Consider the following 15,242-nt stretch of genomic DNA (forward strand, 5'->3'; position numbering starts at 1 on the left):
GCTACTTTTTCTTCTTCTTTTTGCTTTCTCTTCGCTCTTTCTTTCGTTTCGCTTTGTACTTCGAGGTTGACTTTTTGCTCTTCTTCGAGGCGGTCGGTTTGAATTCGCCACTAGCGGTGTGGTTCTTAACAAAGTCGACAAACAATTGGCGTTCCTGCAAATCAATCTTAGCAATTTTGACGGTCAACAAATCACCGAGACGAAATCGATTGCCTTCTCGATAACCAATCAATTGCTGGCCCTGACGTTCAAAGCGATAACGGTCTTTTGGTAGCGAAGTGACGGGCAAGAATCCATCAACAGGCAACTTGATACAACGCGCGTCGATACCATCGGCAAACACTCGGCTCACGACCGCTTCCAGTGACTCGCCAACCTTCTTTTTCAGAAAATGCAACAGTTTAAGCTGGATCAATTCTCGCTCCGCTTGTTGAGCGTTCCGCTCCATGTCGCTGCAATGATGCCCAAGCTTCAACAATACCGGGAATGGATCGTCCGGCGTCTTCTTTTTATCAAGCAACTTTTGGATTAAGCGATGAACGGTCAAGTCGGGGTACCGACGAATGGGACTGGTGAAGTGACAATAGTGCTGCATATCAAGTGCGTAGTGCCCTTCACGCTGCGGACCATAGACCGCTTTGTTCATCGACTTGAGAACAGAGAAGTTTACCGCTTGCTCGAGCGGCGTTCCTGCGACCAAATCGAGCACCTTTTGAATTTCAAACCGACTTTCTAACGTGCCCACGTCGAGTCCAATGTCGCGAACAAAAAGCTGCAGACTCCGCAACTTTCGTCGCTGCGGTGGTTCGTGAATTCGGTGCAAAAAGTTCAAGTCCAAATCGTCTAGCCAAGTTGCTACCGCTTGATTGCCCGCCAACATGAACTCTTCGATAATCTGATGGCTCTCGGTGTTCTCCGTTAGGTTTGCACCTTTGACTTTGCCCATCGAATCAAACACCAATTTAATGTCGGGCATGTCCATCGATAGCGAGCCCGCTTTGAATCGGGCCTTACGCATTTGCATCGCCAAGGTGTGCATGTTCGACACGAGCGAACAAATCGGTTCGCCCCAGGAATCGCGATGCTTGTCGGGATCGGCCAAAAACCCATCGATCTGTTCGTAGTTGAAACGTTTGTCACTGCGAATGACGGCGTTATGCACCTCGGTATGCGTGATCGTCAAATCGTCAAGAATCTCAATCTCAACGGTTTTGACCATGCGAAGTTGTTCAGGTTGCAAACTCGCCAAGTGGTTGCTGATGATTTCCGGAATCATCGGTATTACTCGATCGGGCAAATAGACACTCGTCGCCCGATTGCGAGCTTCGGTATCAAGCTCGCTACCCTCGGGAATAAATGAACTGACGTCGGCGATATGGACCCACAACCGCCACCGTCCCTGTTCTCGCTCGAGCGAGATCGCATCATCAAAATCGCGAGCGTCAAACGGATCGATCGTGATCGTCAACAGCTCGGTCAAATCCTTGCGTTCCTCGGGGACCGAGCAGTCGTTGAAAGCATCCGCTTGTGCCCGAGCTTCATTGAGCACCTTTTCAGGAAACGCATCGGGCAAACCGTATTGCCGCATGACTAGCAGCGTATCGATTTCTGGGTTCGTGCTACTGCCGAGACGTTCCAAGATAACCGCTTCGCCACCACGCCCATCGTCGTCAGGGAACTCGACCATTTCGACGAATACTTTATCATTCTCGGTCAACGGTAAACCACGGACGTCGCCAACCGAGACCGGTTGCTTGTACGGAGTTCCGTCAAGCATGACCGAGGCGTTCCCATTGATCATTCGAAAGGTGCCAGTGAATTGACGGCGAGCGCGTGCGAGAATCTCGACGACAACCGCTTCATCACCACTACCTTTGCGGCTCGGACGGACCCGAACCTCGACTTGGTCACCTTCAAGTGCCCCCATGGTTGAGCCAGGCGGCACAAATAAGTGCTCGGCAACTTCGTTTTCGTTTTCATGATCGCCGGGACGAACGAAGCCAAAACCACCGCCCATCGCTCGGCGAAACGTGCCGCGAACGAGGTCGGGTTGCCCTTCAAAAGCCCCGGCCGGAATGACCAAATGGTTCGACCCGTAGACCACACGCCCCTCTAAAACCAATTGCTTCACGACTCGGCGCAGCTCTTTGGTTTCGTCGGCATCGAGTTTTAATTCCGTCGCAATCTGCTTCGGTTTACTCGGTCGATAATTGGGCATGCTTAGGTGACGGAGCAGCCGATCCGTTATTTCAGGTGATACATTCATAAAGAGAAGATACACGAAAGCATGACCATTTGTCGCCCCAATAAAGAGAATATAGTCATCACAGACCGTTTATTCCCTCCCAACGCCTGGTATCACGAGCTCCGACTACTTCAGCATGAAGCCGTTAATCGACCAGCCATCAGCCTCGGAACGTGTGAAGTTCCCACCATTAGGCAGATACTTTTCGATCTGGCTGATCGGCGGAAGTTTTGCAGAATCGAGATCTTCCGGAGACACCCCTTCTTCTTCCTTGAACAGACGCCGAATCACGGTTGCCAAAATAGAGTCACTTTCGCGAAGTTTGCCTTGGCGGAACAACTCGTACTTTGCTCGGATGCCCAATTTTGATCGACCGATACGGTCCATCGCAACTTGATCGGCTTCTAAAGACTGCATCGCTGACAATACGTCCTGCACCTCGGGCAACTGCGCAAAGCCCCCGGGGACGCCATTTTGAACGCGTTTCGCCGTCTCGACCAGCAATTCAGGATGACTCGAAAACATTAGATACGCATGCGACGACCCTTTCGCTTGAGGAATCATGCCGATTGCCCAATGGTCAAGCAGCGGATCGATTTCTTCCACCTCTTCTTCCTCAAAGCCAAGATCACCAAAAATCTCGGCTTCAAAATCATCGTTGCCTTCGCCTCGTTCGACTTGCCAAAGTTCGATTCCAGGCACCACCTCCATCTTGCTAGCATCCGGTTCGACTTCCATCGCTTTGCGGATCGCTTCTTGGATCGCATCGGGGTTCGTCACTTGAATTGCGATGAGCAACCGTTCCGATTGCACGTCAGCGGGCAGCGTGTTATCGGCAACCACAAGCACCTCTTCGCCAAGAGCAGGCAGAACATTGTTCAAAATATCAATTTGCGGGCCGTCGGCATCTTCTCGAATTCCGTCTAGGGTTGGTTTAAAGATGGTATCGCCGAGTGCGTCATCGACCAACGTTTCGGCTGCCAAGAAGGCCTCTTCGATCTTCAATCGAATGCGGCCAACACTGGCGGTATCCTCGCTGATCCAAACGGGCAAATCGCCAAGATCGCCGTTGGGAAACTGCAGCATTTTCGCTGCTTTTTCATACTTGCTCGGCAACTCGGTTGTTGGTGGTGCTAGCACATAGCCTCGGTGTAGCACGTCATACTTCTTACCCGCAATCGTGGCGATCCCTCCCGCAGCACGGATGGCGTCGAAGCCTTGTCGTTCCAGCAAACTCAAAATATCAATCTGCGTTCCCCGGTCGACCTCGAAGGCTTCGCGAAGGATCCGCCCCATTTGGAATGGATGAGCAAACCACTCGACCGCTACCGTGCTGCCGCCCTCGGTAAACGGTTGTAGCATGGCCCGGCTGGAACGCGTCAAAACGTCCCGAAAATCAGCCAAATCGCCGATCGGTTGACCAGACATTTCCCCATTGGCCGCGTCGATCAAATCGAAAACGACCGTATCACGGTCCGCTGCAATGATTCGTGCATCATCAAGTGTGATAGCAACCTGTTCGATTTTGATTTGGCCAGGCTTTGGTTTGACCGTATAGACACGAACGTTCTGTCCAGCGTGCTCCACATCGCTACGGGTTGCTCCGCCTGCTTTCAAATCGGCATCAAGCGTTGCCATCGCGTCATCGGCCTCTTTGCGTTTCCCACGAATATCGGCGATCACGACCAATGAAAAGGGACGACGCTTGTCCTTTTCGAACGGCAACCATGCCGCGACCGCTTCACCCGACGCAATGTAATACAAATCATCGGGTTTGAGGCCAACGCGGTTATCCATCGAATCGAGATAACTCGTTACGCGGTCGCGTTGTGCTTCGATAAATGGCTGCATGGCAGGGTCCTGCATCAGCTCGCCAAAATGCGTTTTTCGCCAAGCTTTGCAAAAATCGGGGACGCTCGGCATGCGGATCAATCCAGCAACCGTGTCGGGCAGGATGCGAATCGCAGGCAAATAGGCGACATCCTCCGCTGCGTCCTCCGCGACATCCTCCGCTGCGTCCTCCGCGACGTCCTCCGCTGCGTCCGCTTCCGGTTCGGTTTCCTGAGCAACTTCTTGGGCTGCTTCCTGCGTTTCCAGCGTTTCCTGCTGGACAACCGCAATTTCCTCCTGCGCAGCCACGGGCGTCCTAGCAGCCATACCGGCCGCTAAAACGATCGCAACGGCAAATATCAGCTTGGCCGACGCGACGCAATGGAAGGGAAGGGAAGGTTCGTTCGATCTGTAGCTGAGGGAGCGGTTCATGCAGAGTCCGATAGTGAAGTGTTCGCGGGCCCAATAGGAATTGGCCGATCCGATTTTAGAGGTCGATTAACGAATTGGCCATGACATGATAGGCTACCAACTCGATTAGCGGTATGTTATCGAACCCGGTTCACCCGTGAAACGCCAAGAAACCAATTTAGAATGCCTGAAACGACTTTCCGACCTTATCAAAACCCCTTAATTGAGCGGTACGCATCCTCCGAAATGGCCCATTTATGGGGTCCTGAGCGACGAATCGCCACATGGCGACAACTCTGGATCGCTTTAGCCGAGAGTGAACAAATGCTAGGGCTGCCCGTTTCGGATCTCCAAATTGAGCAGCTACGTCGATTCCAGTCCGATTTAAATCTCGACGTCGCGGCAGAATTCGAGCGGATTCGTCGTCATGACGTGATGGCGCATGTCGAAGCCTACGGCGAACAATGCCCCGATGCCAAACCGATCATCCATTTGGGTGCGACCAGTTGCTTCGTGACGGACAATGCCGATCTGATTCTCATTCGTGACGGCCTTCGCTTGGTCGCCCGCCGCTTGGCATCGACCATTCTGTGCATGAGCGATTTTGCAAAAGAGCAACGAGCCCTCCCTTGCCTGGGCTTCACCCACCTGCAACCCGCACAACCGACGACGGTCGGAAAACGATGCTGTCTATGGATCTACGATCTCGTTTTGGATCTTCATGAAATTGAACACCGGATCGACACGCTATGTGCTCGAAGCGCCAAAGGAACGACAGGCACGCAGGCCAGTTTTCTACAATTGTTCGGCGGCGACCACGACAAGGTAAGAAAACTCGAAACGCTGATCTCTGAAAAAATTGGCTTCGGCAAAACGTATGCGGTTACTGGACAAACCTATCCGCGAAAAGTCGACAGCCAATTGCTTGACGCATTGTCGGGGATCGCACAAAGTTTACACAAAACGGCAACCGACTTGAGGCTATTGGCGAACCGCAAAGAGCTCGAGGAACCATTCGAAGAAAAACAGATCGGCAGTTCGGCGATGGCTTACAAACGCAACCCGATGCGAAGCGAGCGTATTTGTGCGTTAACTCGTTTCGTGATGAGTTTGCAGAGCAGCCCCGCGATGACAGCGGCGACCCAGTGGATGGAACGGACCCTCGACGACAGTGCGAATCGGCGATTGGTGATCCCACAAGCTTTCTTAGCGATCGACGCATCGCTGGTGCTGATGCAAAACGTTTCCGATGGATTGGTGGTTTACCCCAAAACGATTGCCAAGAACTTGGCGGCGGAACTTCCGTTCATGGCGACAGAAAACATTATGATGAAGGCAGTCGCCGCGGGTGGTGATCGGCAAGAGCTGCACGAGCGAATTCGCGTCCATAGCGTCGAGGCGGCTCGCCGAGTCAAGGCAGAGGGTGAAGCGAACGATTTGATGGATCGCTTGCGTGCGGACGACGCCTTTGCGAAAGTCGATCTTGAGGCGGCCACCAATCCACTCGACTTTGTCGGTCGTGCCCCCGAACAGGTCGACGAATTTATCGCCGAACACATCGATCCAATCCGAAACCGCTACCAAGACCAAGACGATTTGAGTGTTGAGGTCACGGTTTAGGGGTTGGAGTCCAGGCATGACAACTCGTCATTCGCCCTCGCGTTTGGGTTCGTGCGTTTCAAAGGTGGTGCGGCGACTTTGCTTGGCTTTCGTAACCGATGCGACCGCGCGTTCATGCAACACGCGTTGCGATTGGAAAGGTACTGCCTTCTTCGTGGCAGGAACAATCCGCTCGTACATTCCCGTCGGCAACATCCGCCAACAATTCGTGTTGTCTTTGAAATAAGTTTTTAGCGTTGAAAGAAGTTTGTCACGGCATGCTTGCTCGATCACCGGAACCATTAACTCGACGCGTCGATCCAGGTTTCTCGGCATCCAATCGGCACTACTGATAAACAATTCATCGTCACCACCATGCCGAAAATAGATAATTCGAGCATGTTCCAAAAAGCGATCCACGATGGAAATCACTTCGATCGAATCACTCAAACCCTTCACGCCTGGTCTTAGACAGCAGATCCCTCGGACGTTCAATCGAATGCGAACCCCTACCTGGCTAGCCCGATACAACGCATCGATGACTTCGGTATCGACAAGCGAATTGATTTTGGCAGTGATCTCGGCCTTCTGGCCTTCTTGACATCGCCGGGTTTCCGCTTCAATTAAGTTCAGCAAACGTTTGCGTAGCGTCATCGGTGCAGCAGCAAGCAGTTGCAACTGCTGCGGTTGACTTGCACCTGTTACCGCATTGAAAAAAGTGGTCGCATCGGCGCCGAGGGTATCGTTGCAGGTCAAAAGCGATACATCGCTATAAATCTTTGCGGTCGATTCGTTGTAGTTCCCCGTGCCAAAGTGCATGTAGCGGACGATTCCCTGCGGTTCACGGCGGACGATGATGCACACCTTTGCGTGCGTTTTCAGTCCGCGAATCCCGTAAATGACCTGTACCCCTGCCTGTTCCATCTCACGAGCCCATTCGATATTCCGGGCTTCATCAAAGCGAGCTTTTAGCTCGACAATCACCGACACGTATTTTCCTCGCTCGGCAGCTCGCATCAGCGCCGAGACGATAGGACTCTTGCCGCTCGTCCGATACAAAACCTGTTTGATCGCCAATACATCCGGGTCAACGGCGGCCTCTTCGATCAAACGCACGATCGGATCGAAACGTTCGTAGGGATGAATGAGCAGCAAGTCGCCTTTCGCAATCGTAGAAAACATTGGTTCGGCTGGGTCGATGTCAATGTTCGCTTGAGGCAACCAAGGTGTTTCGCGGAGCGAATCAAAACCTTCAAGCCCGTGCAGCGTGAATAGATAACCAAGGTCCAAGGGACCATCAACCTTGTACAAATCTTGATTGGTAAGCTGCATCATTTCGGATAGGAACGCCACCGAATGATCACTGGCGTTGGCACCGTATTCGAGCCTGACCACTCGCGACAGGCGGCGGCTCTCGAGCACGTCTTCCATGCCGTCGACCAAGTCCATCGCACCATCTTCTTGCAACTCGATGTCCGCATTTCGAGTGATCCGAAACGCAACGCACTCCATCACTTCACGACCTGGAAAAAAATCCTCGACGTAGTGGCAAACCAAATCTTCAAGCAAAACGTACCCGTGCCCTTTTTCAGTTGGCACCGGGATCATGCGTGGGACCGTACGTCCAAGCGGGATGACAGCGTACTGCCAAGCATCGCCATCTTCCAATTCTTCGGTTTTGCCGGGTTGTGATACCGCTCGAAGCCGAACGCAAAGGTTTATCGCTAACCCTTGTAACAGTGGGAAGGGTCGATCGTGCGTGATCGCTTGCGGTGACAAGACGGCTGACACATCGCTCTCGAACCGTCGCTGGGCCACTTCGCGCGCCCGATCGTGACAATCATCCAAGTCGACTCGGCAAACCCCAGCCTCAGCGAGCCGTGGCTCGAGGTCCTCTCGCAAGAGCGTGTATTGGCGGTCGACAAACTCTTTGCAACGACTTGATACCGCATTGACTTGCTGCGACACCGTCAATCCTGCGGCATCCCGGACCATCGCATTTCGTGCAAATTGCAATTGCAATCCACCCATCCGGACCATGACGAATTCGTCTAAATTGGATCCCGTAATGGCCAAAAACTTTGCCCGCTCCAAAAGCGGGAGCGAATCATCAGCGGCCTGGTCTAAGACACGTTCATTGAACGCCAACCAAGCCAATTCTCGGTTAAGAAACCGATCATCCGGTAGGGGGAGATCAAACGGCAGGGCTTTCTTTTTGGCAGCGGAGCTTTTTTTGGGCACAGGAATGCTTGGGGGTTCGTTTTTGGTGGAAGCGAATTGCCTTGCTGTCGAGGCGTCGTGAGCGTTAATTGTCGATTGGCTCTTCGATTACCGCAACGGGTGAAACGGCTTCGGAGTCTTGCCCGAGCAAAATTCCGATCGCTTTGGGATAAAAGTCCTTGCCGTAATTCAATTCTCCACCTTGATGCCCGACGAAGCCAACCATTGCCGCTAAAACAACGAGCCCGAGCTTCCAAGCCCCCATCAGCTTCCCGCTGTCTTTCCAAAATCCAATGGCCGCGACGATCATCAAAATAGCAGAGCCCGATGCGACGGCGACGCCGCTCCAGCGATGCCAAAACAGTTCGGAATCAAAGTCGATTTTTGACCAACCTCCATAACCCTGTTCACTTGCAAAGGACCATCCCATCAAGGTCGCAACGATCGCCGAAGCGCCGCCGAGAATTAAGCACATTGTGGGGATCTGAGTCCCGACCGCAGGCCATTTGATCCCCAACACCACGAACAACGCTCCGACAAGCAATAACGCGATCGGAAAATGAACGGTGGCCGGATGCAGGTATCCTTGGAAAGACCAGACGCGACCAAGAAAGCTTTTCGGTGCTGCTGCTGCGACCACCTCTGGAACGATCGCCACTTCGGTCGCCCCCACAACGGCGCCGGATGGCCAATTCGCCCCCTCATCGATCCACGTTCGAATCAGCGACAATTCACTGGTCGACAGCGGGCCACCATGCGATGGTGGCGGCATCATCATGTCTTCATCGTCGCTCGTCATGTAGTCGACAAACAAAGAACTCCCTAACGCGTCTTCAGGCTCTAAGTAATCTAGCAAGATGTCGGCTTCGTCGACGCGAAAATCATTCTTTGCGTCGTCTGGCCCGTGGCATTCCAAACAATGTCCCGCGAAGATTGGCGCAATATCACGCTCAAAATCAATCAAACGGCCTGATTCATCAAGAATCGTCGGCGATTCGACCGTGTCAGCAGCAACCAGCGATGGCGATACAAGAAAGAAGAGAACGACGAATAATGGCAGGACAAGTTTTGGTAGGTGATGCACAGAAAAACCTCGTGTCGTTTAAGGTGGGGATTGGAAGGGTACAGACAGGTAGTTTGTCGTAGCGAATGCTTCAGGTAATTTGTAGTGGATCTTGTTAAAGATCCTCGTCGCACAGGATCTTTAACAAGATCCACTACAAATCATGAAATCAAGACGGTGTTTGCCATTTGTTTGGTTGCCGATGCCGGGTCTCCCGTTGATCGAATCCAGTCTACCTTACTGCGACTCCGTCGAATGCTCGGGTCAGTCCAAGTATTTTCAACTCACTTTTGACGGTTTCTTTGGTCGGTGTTTCAATCGTTTCGGCAACCTCGTCGGCTAACAACTGGGCGAACACAGCTCGAGCTTCCAGCAAACGCTCATCGATCGTCTTCAGCTCCATTTCGATCCCCCGTTCTTCTCGCAGTCGCTCTTTCAGCGATTGGTTTTCTTTCTTGGATGCCGTCGTCGCACAGTGCAAGACCGAGTAGAGTGGTTTCTTAGGATATTGATGCTCTTTTCTTTCAAGCGACCGCCATGCTCTCTCAAGCAACCCCGTCCGCCATAGAGACAACCATTGCTCGTTGTCATTCTTGATGGCATCGATTTTGGCTGTCAGCTTTTCGGTCGGTTCCGATTCATCCAACTTTGCTTTGGCCGTCGAACGGATTGCTCGAATCAAAAAATCTCGTAGCCGCCCCTTTTTGTTTTCGCCGAAACCCGCGGAAACGAGGTGAGCAATCAACAATCTCAAACAATCGTCGGCAACATCCGACGACCCGAGTATCGTCACCAACATCTTGCGAACCGTAAGTGAATAGCGCAGCACAAAGCCCGCCGCACTACTGGCGTTCGTCCACGGATTTGAAGATCGAACCAGATGCACCGAGGTGGTTCGGTCTGCTGTTTGTGTCGTATCGTCTGACATAAAAACTAGTTTAACCACAACTTTCACGCAAAGTGACTAGAGGCAAGCGAAGAAATCCCGTTATCGCGACAAAAAACGAACAGAACGCTAAAATCACGCTCCGCCATCTTGCCAAGTCACAACGATATCCGCATCCTTGATGCCTTGGCGCATGCCACCTCCGACCGTTCCTATTCGAATTTCCTATCCATACGAGCTGATCCCAGTGAATCTCATCCCAACGAATCGCAAGCCTATTTCGGAATTGACCGATGGACAGCAAGTCGAGCAGTCCTTCCGCGCGGCCGACAAACAACTTCGCGTCAACCGGCAAGGCGGCAAGTATATCATCCTGAAACTGACCGATCGATCGGGCACAATGTCAGGGATGCTCTGGAACGCCGATGAACGGATTTACGATTCGTTTGATCGCGGCGATTACGTCCACTGTATCGGACGCACCCAAATCCATAATGGAGCACTGCAAATGATCGTCACGGAGGTCCAGCGAATGGATTCCTCCGAAGTCGATCTAGCCGACTTCGAACGCTTCGATGCCGGCCAAGCTCAGCAACAAAAATCGCGTTTAACGGAATTGCTTACAGAAATCTCCAACCCGCATCTCAAACAACTCGGTGACGCGTTCCTCCAAGATACCACCTTGATGGCGCGGCTCGAACTTGGGGCCGCTGCCGTGACCAACCATCATGCGTATCCCGGTGGTCTACTTCGACACACCGTTGATTTGATGGAGTTGGTCCATTTGTTCGCACCACGCTACCCCCGTATCGATGCCGACCTTTTGCTGTTCGGTGCATTCCTTCACGACCTCGGCAAACTCGAAGAGCTCTCGTCCGATGGCGAAGCGACCTATACCGATCGCGGCCAACTGGTCGGCCATATCGTCATCGGAGTGCAATTGCTGGATGAAAAAATTCGCGAGCTCGAAAAGGGAGGACAACCATTCCCGCCCGAGCTACGGTTGCAACTGGAGCACCTCATCGTCAGCCATCATGGACATTACGAATTCGGTAGCCCAAAGTTGCCCGTCACGCTGGAAGCCTTAGCTCTGCATCATCTCGACAACCTAGACGCCAAGCTTGACTCGTTCACCAGTATCATGGATTCCGATGTCGCAGCCGATGGCAATTGGACCAATTACAATCCATCGATTGGTCGCAAACTTTGGAAATCACGCGAGGCCTAAAAGCAATGACGATACCTGATCCACGACCTGCCGTCGTTCTTTTGTCGGGCGGCCTCGATAGTGCCACTTGTTTAGCGATTGCCGCTAGCGAAGGTTTTACGCCTCATGCGATTAGCTTTCGATACGGACAACGACATACTTTTGAACTCGATCGTGCCATGATGCTGGCAAGATCGATGGGCGCTGCATCGCATCGAATTGTCGACATCAATTTGTCCCAATTCGGCGGCTCGGCCTTAACCGACTCCGCGATCGCTGTTCCAAAACATGACTCGGTTGACGACTTGGGCGAGGTGATTCCCGTTACCTACGTGCCTGCTCGTAATACGGTCTTTCTGTCGCTTGCCTTGGCGTTGGCCGAAACCCTAAACGCCACCGACATCTTTATCGGCGTCAATGCACTCGACTACAGCGGCTACCCTGATTGCCGACCCGAATTTATCGCAGCCTTTGAAAAGATGGCGAATTTGGCGACACGCGCAGGAGTCGAAGGCCATCGCTTATCCATTCATACGCCCCTGATCGATCTAAGCAAATCGCAAATCATCGCACGAGGCCTTGCCCTCGGAGTCGATTACTCCCAGACGCTGTCATGCTACGACCCCGACAACAACGCTCGGCCGTGCGGCCACTGCGATGCTTGCTTGCTTCGCCAAAAAGGATTTCAAGAAAACGGGATGAGTGATCCAGGGGCGTAGGATCGAAGACAAAGCCAAAACCTAAAGCGAGTCAAGCGAGCGAGTCAAGCGGGCGAGTCAAGCGGGCGAGTCAAGCGGGCGAGTCAAGCGAGCGAGTCATTGAACAAAAAAGCTGTAGGCCTGATCACGATGCCTTCCTAAAAGCGTATCGTAGGCAAGAATCGGCTTCCGAGACGACAGCCCGGTAAGTAACATCAAGAAAGATGCAACATGATATTCACGAAACGCAAATAGCTTCCCTTGAAACGCCCACGAGTACGCTGATCCCTCCTAATGCTTTGTCACAACGAAGAATTAAGAGAAGAATCTTTCGTGGCTGTGGCTTCCAGTCGCAGCTTACTGGGGCAAGATGCCCCAGCCACGCTTTTGCCAAGCCTAAATTCAAGCGGTGACAAAAACCCTAGGTCAATCCATTGCTAGTCAACACCAACGAGAACCGACGCAACCTGCGGACGTGCTGGACCCTTGCGATCGTTGGCGTTTTGATCGTCGCCCTGTTCGCTTGGCTGTCACCGTGGATTTTGATTTTGGTTCCTGTACCGCCCTTGGTAGCATACTGGCTCCGATATCGCACCGCACGGCGGTATCGCGTGCTCCAAAATCCTTTCCCGAAGGATCGTGAGGCGATTCTGAATTCACATGTCAGCTATTACCGGGCACTTGACTTAGCCGGCAAAAAGCGGTTCCGTGACCTGATGACGGTCTTCTTGGACGAAGTTCGTATTACGGGGATTCGCACCGATGTCGATGAGACAACGCGGACATTGGTGGCCGCCAGCGCTGTGATTCCCATCTTTGCTTTCGAAGACTGGGAATACTCAACCCTCGGCGAGGTGCTGATCTATCCTGGATCGTTCGATGGTGAGTACCAAACGGACGAAGCAACGGGTGCGAACATCCTGGGGATGGTCGGTACAAATCACCTCAGCGGAGTGATGATCTTGTCCAAGCCATCTCTATTAGCTGGCTTTGCGAACGACAGCGACAAACGCAATGTGGGGATTCACGAGTTCGCACATCTGGTCGACAAGCAAGATGGTGACATCGACGGAACACCACCAGGGGTTTCTGCGGACATCTACGCCCCGTGGGTCAAATGGGTCGGCGAAGAACTGAAGCGGAAAGCTGGCAATGACGAGCACATCGATGACTACGCCTACACCAACGAAGCAGAGTACTTTGCCGTATTGTCCGAGTACTTCTTCGAGTCGCCAGCGATTCTCGAAAAGAAAGATCCACGTTTGTACGACTTGATGAGAAAGATGTATCGCCAAAACACCAAACGCTTATTCGCCGGTCGCCCCAAGCGACGCAAACGGGTGGGCCGCAACGATCCGTGTCCATGCGGCAGTGGTGAAAAATTCAAACGCTGCTGCCGCCGCAATCGCTAAGGCATTCCTCTGCTCCCTCGAACGTCTGCCAGTATATCGTGTGCCGATCGGACCGCGCCCACGTGCCTTGAAACGCGCGGCCCGAATGCATGCCGCTGCATCAAGCATATTAGCGAGTATCGGTACTTGAAAGATCTGGCTTCAAAGTGGGATCGCCAGGTACGCTTTTGTGAGGGGATTGAGGGCATCTCCTATTCGTTTCCGCATTCGTCAAATACGCCAACGGCGTTAGACAACCTAGTCCGCACGTTCGTGCACTGCGAGCGAAGCGTAGCAAACCGCAACCTTGGGTAGGGGGCTGCACGAAGCAATTTTCAGGTAAACAGCAAGTCTTGAGCACACCAGACTCAGCCTACCTCTGGCATCGCGGAAGTGAGAAGTGAATTGCGAAGCAAGTTTGCAAATTGGCTCGGATGGGCTTTAAAACAAGATATCCTCATCATCGTCGTCATCTTCTCGGTCGGGATGCATCGGATCATCCGAATCGAAGAACAGATCGGCTAATCCAAGCGGTACGGAATCACCGCCAAGCGTACGACGGTGCCGTTCGGCCAACGACTCCAGATCGATCGCTTCTTTCCCCAAGCATTTTTCGAGTGCTTCTTGCCAGGCGGTATCGGACGCGACGGGATGGTTCTTGTCTTGCATCATTCGCTTGATCGCAAAACGCAATAGATTGATACCATCCCTCGGCGAAAAATCGAGTTTCAGTTCATGCGAATGCTGCAAAAACTCGACCGTCATTGCCAACATTTCAGCCTTCGCAAACGGCAGGTGGTATTGTAGGATCGCCATCTCGTCTTGCTTATTCGGAAACCCAACCGCCAAGGTTGGTTGCAACCGACTCATGATATAATCGGGGATTTCGAATGTCGATTCATCTTGGTTCATCGTGACCGCCGAGCGAAATTCCTTGGCAGCATGGATTGTAATCCCGGCAACGATCGACTCGACGTAACGACGACCGTCCAACAGCGGTGCAAGCGACGCCCATGACTTTTCATTCATCCGGTTACCCTCATCGAGCACGCAAACGCCGCCAAGCAACATCGCCGTAACCAGTGGCGACGCGTGATAAGCGATTGTACCGTTTTGACTTAGCACGGGCGTAACGAGCAAATCTTCGGGCCGCGTATCGGCCGTGCATTGATAGATGAATAACGGACGTTTCTGAGCTTGAGCAGCCGCAATCGCCAACTGGGTTTTGCCGACGCCGGGAGGACCGGTTAGACGAGGGGTCAACGGCAAATCGGAATCATCAATGGTGATCCAACATGCCAACAACTGCATCAATATCTCTCGTTGACCAATCCATTGCCCCGGAGCTTCATAGGGGTGCGATAGTTTCAGTCGAACACCATCGACGTCAACATATCCGTCGCCGAGATCTCCATGGGAATCGTGACTGATACCGGCTGGGTTTTCGTTCTCGTTCAATTTACTCACTTGCATTTGAGTGCCAAAGGCACGGTAGGTGATAGCCTCGGACTTCCGTCCGGGGTTAGGGTTCCACTTGAAACCAAAAGTCCTTTTGGGACTCTCCGATCATCGCTTGACGCAAAGCCCGGACTCACGTTCGGGGCGATTGCCTATCATCGCTTCGCGACTATCAAAAAGCACTGCTTCAAAAAGGCACTGCTTCAAAAAGGCACTGCTATCAAAACCTTCGTT

At 52.6% G+C, this 15,242-nt stretch carries 10 protein-coding genes; 4 read left to right on the plus strand and 6 right to left on the minus strand.

Translation table 11 applies throughout. The annotated features are described in order from the left end of the window. Window position 1: 1 nt before the first annotated feature. Together Q31b_RS00980 and Q31b_RS00985 are read right to left on the minus strand one after the other, a co-directional pair. On the minus strand, window positions 2-2,266 hold the full coding sequence (locus tag Q31b_RS00980) for a ribonuclease R family protein (protein WP_146597827.1): 2,265 nt from the start codon (window positions 2,264-2,266) through the stop codon (window positions 2-4). Between the two features lie 105 nt (window positions 2,267-2,371). Then, on the minus strand, window positions 2,372-4,507 hold the full coding sequence (locus Q31b_RS00985; RefSeq protein ID WP_146597828.1) for a membrane or secreted protein: 2,136 nt from the start codon (window positions 4,505-4,507) through the stop codon (window positions 2,372-2,374). A gap of 162 nt (window positions 4,508-4,669) precedes the next feature. Here Q31b_RS00985 and purB point away from each other — a divergent pair, with 162 nt between their 5' ends. After that, entirely contained in the window at window positions 4,670-6,106 is a 1,437-nt protein-coding gene (gene purB / locus Q31b_RS00990; protein ID WP_146597829.1) for an adenylosuccinate lyase, read from the plus strand. A 27-nt stretch (window positions 6,107-6,133) separates the two neighbouring features. Here purB and ppk1 read toward each other — a convergent pair whose 3' ends face one another. The 3 genes from ppk1 to Q31b_RS01005 form a co-directional block, all read right to left on the minus strand. Further along, window positions 6,134-8,326 (minus strand): polyphosphate kinase 1, encoded by a 2,193-nt coding sequence (gene ppk1, locus Q31b_RS00995; protein ID WP_231617205.1) that lies wholly within the window; start codon window positions 8,324-8,326, stop codon window positions 6,134-6,136. A gap of 64 nt (window positions 8,327-8,390) precedes the next feature. Next, entirely contained in the window at window positions 8,391-9,389 is a 999-nt protein-coding gene (locus Q31b_RS01000; RefSeq protein ID WP_231617206.1) for a c-type cytochrome domain-containing protein, read from the minus strand. Between the two features lie 211 nt (window positions 9,390-9,600). After that, window positions 9,601-10,296: a hypothetical protein gene (locus Q31b_RS01005; RefSeq protein WP_146597831.1), complete on the minus strand. Its 696-nt coding sequence runs from the start codon at window positions 10,294-10,296 to the stop codon at window positions 9,601-9,603. 205 nt (window positions 10,297-10,501) lie between these two features. Here Q31b_RS01005 and Q31b_RS01010 point away from each other — a divergent pair, with 205 nt between their 5' ends. The 3 genes from Q31b_RS01010 to Q31b_RS01020 all read left to right on the plus strand — a co-directional run bounded on the left by Q31b_RS01010 (window position 10,502) and on the right by Q31b_RS01020 (window position 13,571). Next, window positions 10,502-11,482 carry a 3'-5' exoribonuclease YhaM family protein gene (locus Q31b_RS01010; RefSeq protein WP_231617207.1) on the plus strand — a complete coding sequence of 327 codons (981 nt, stop codon included), beginning with the start codon at window positions 10,502-10,504 and terminating at the stop codon, window positions 11,480-11,482. A 5-nt stretch (window positions 11,483-11,487) separates the two neighbouring features. Then, the gene (gene queC / locus Q31b_RS01015; protein ID WP_146597833.1) at window positions 11,488-12,180 is read left to right on the plus strand and encodes a 7-cyano-7-deazaguanine synthase QueC; all 693 of its coding nucleotides are present in this window, start codon (window positions 11,488-11,490) and stop codon (window positions 12,178-12,180) included. Window positions 12,181-12,593: 413 nt separating this feature from the next. Continuing rightward, window positions 12,594-13,571, plus strand: coding sequence for a M90 family metallopeptidase (locus Q31b_RS01020; RefSeq protein ID WP_146597834.1), 978 nt, complete (start codon window positions 12,594-12,596; stop codon window positions 13,569-13,571). Window positions 13,572-13,991: 420 nt separating this feature from the next. Here the strand turns inward: Q31b_RS01020 and Q31b_RS01025 are convergent, their stop codons facing one another. Beyond that, on the minus strand, window positions 13,992-15,023 hold the full coding sequence (locus Q31b_RS01025) for an AAA family ATPase (RefSeq protein ID WP_146597835.1): 1,032 nt from the start codon (window positions 15,021-15,023) through the stop codon (window positions 13,992-13,994). Window positions 15,024-15,242 lie beyond the last annotated feature (219 nt).

The sequence above is a fragment of the Novipirellula aureliae genome (assembly GCF_007860185.1).
Classification (GTDB): Bacteria; Planctomycetota; Planctomycetia; order Pirellulales; family Pirellulaceae; genus Novipirellula_A; species Novipirellula_A aureliae.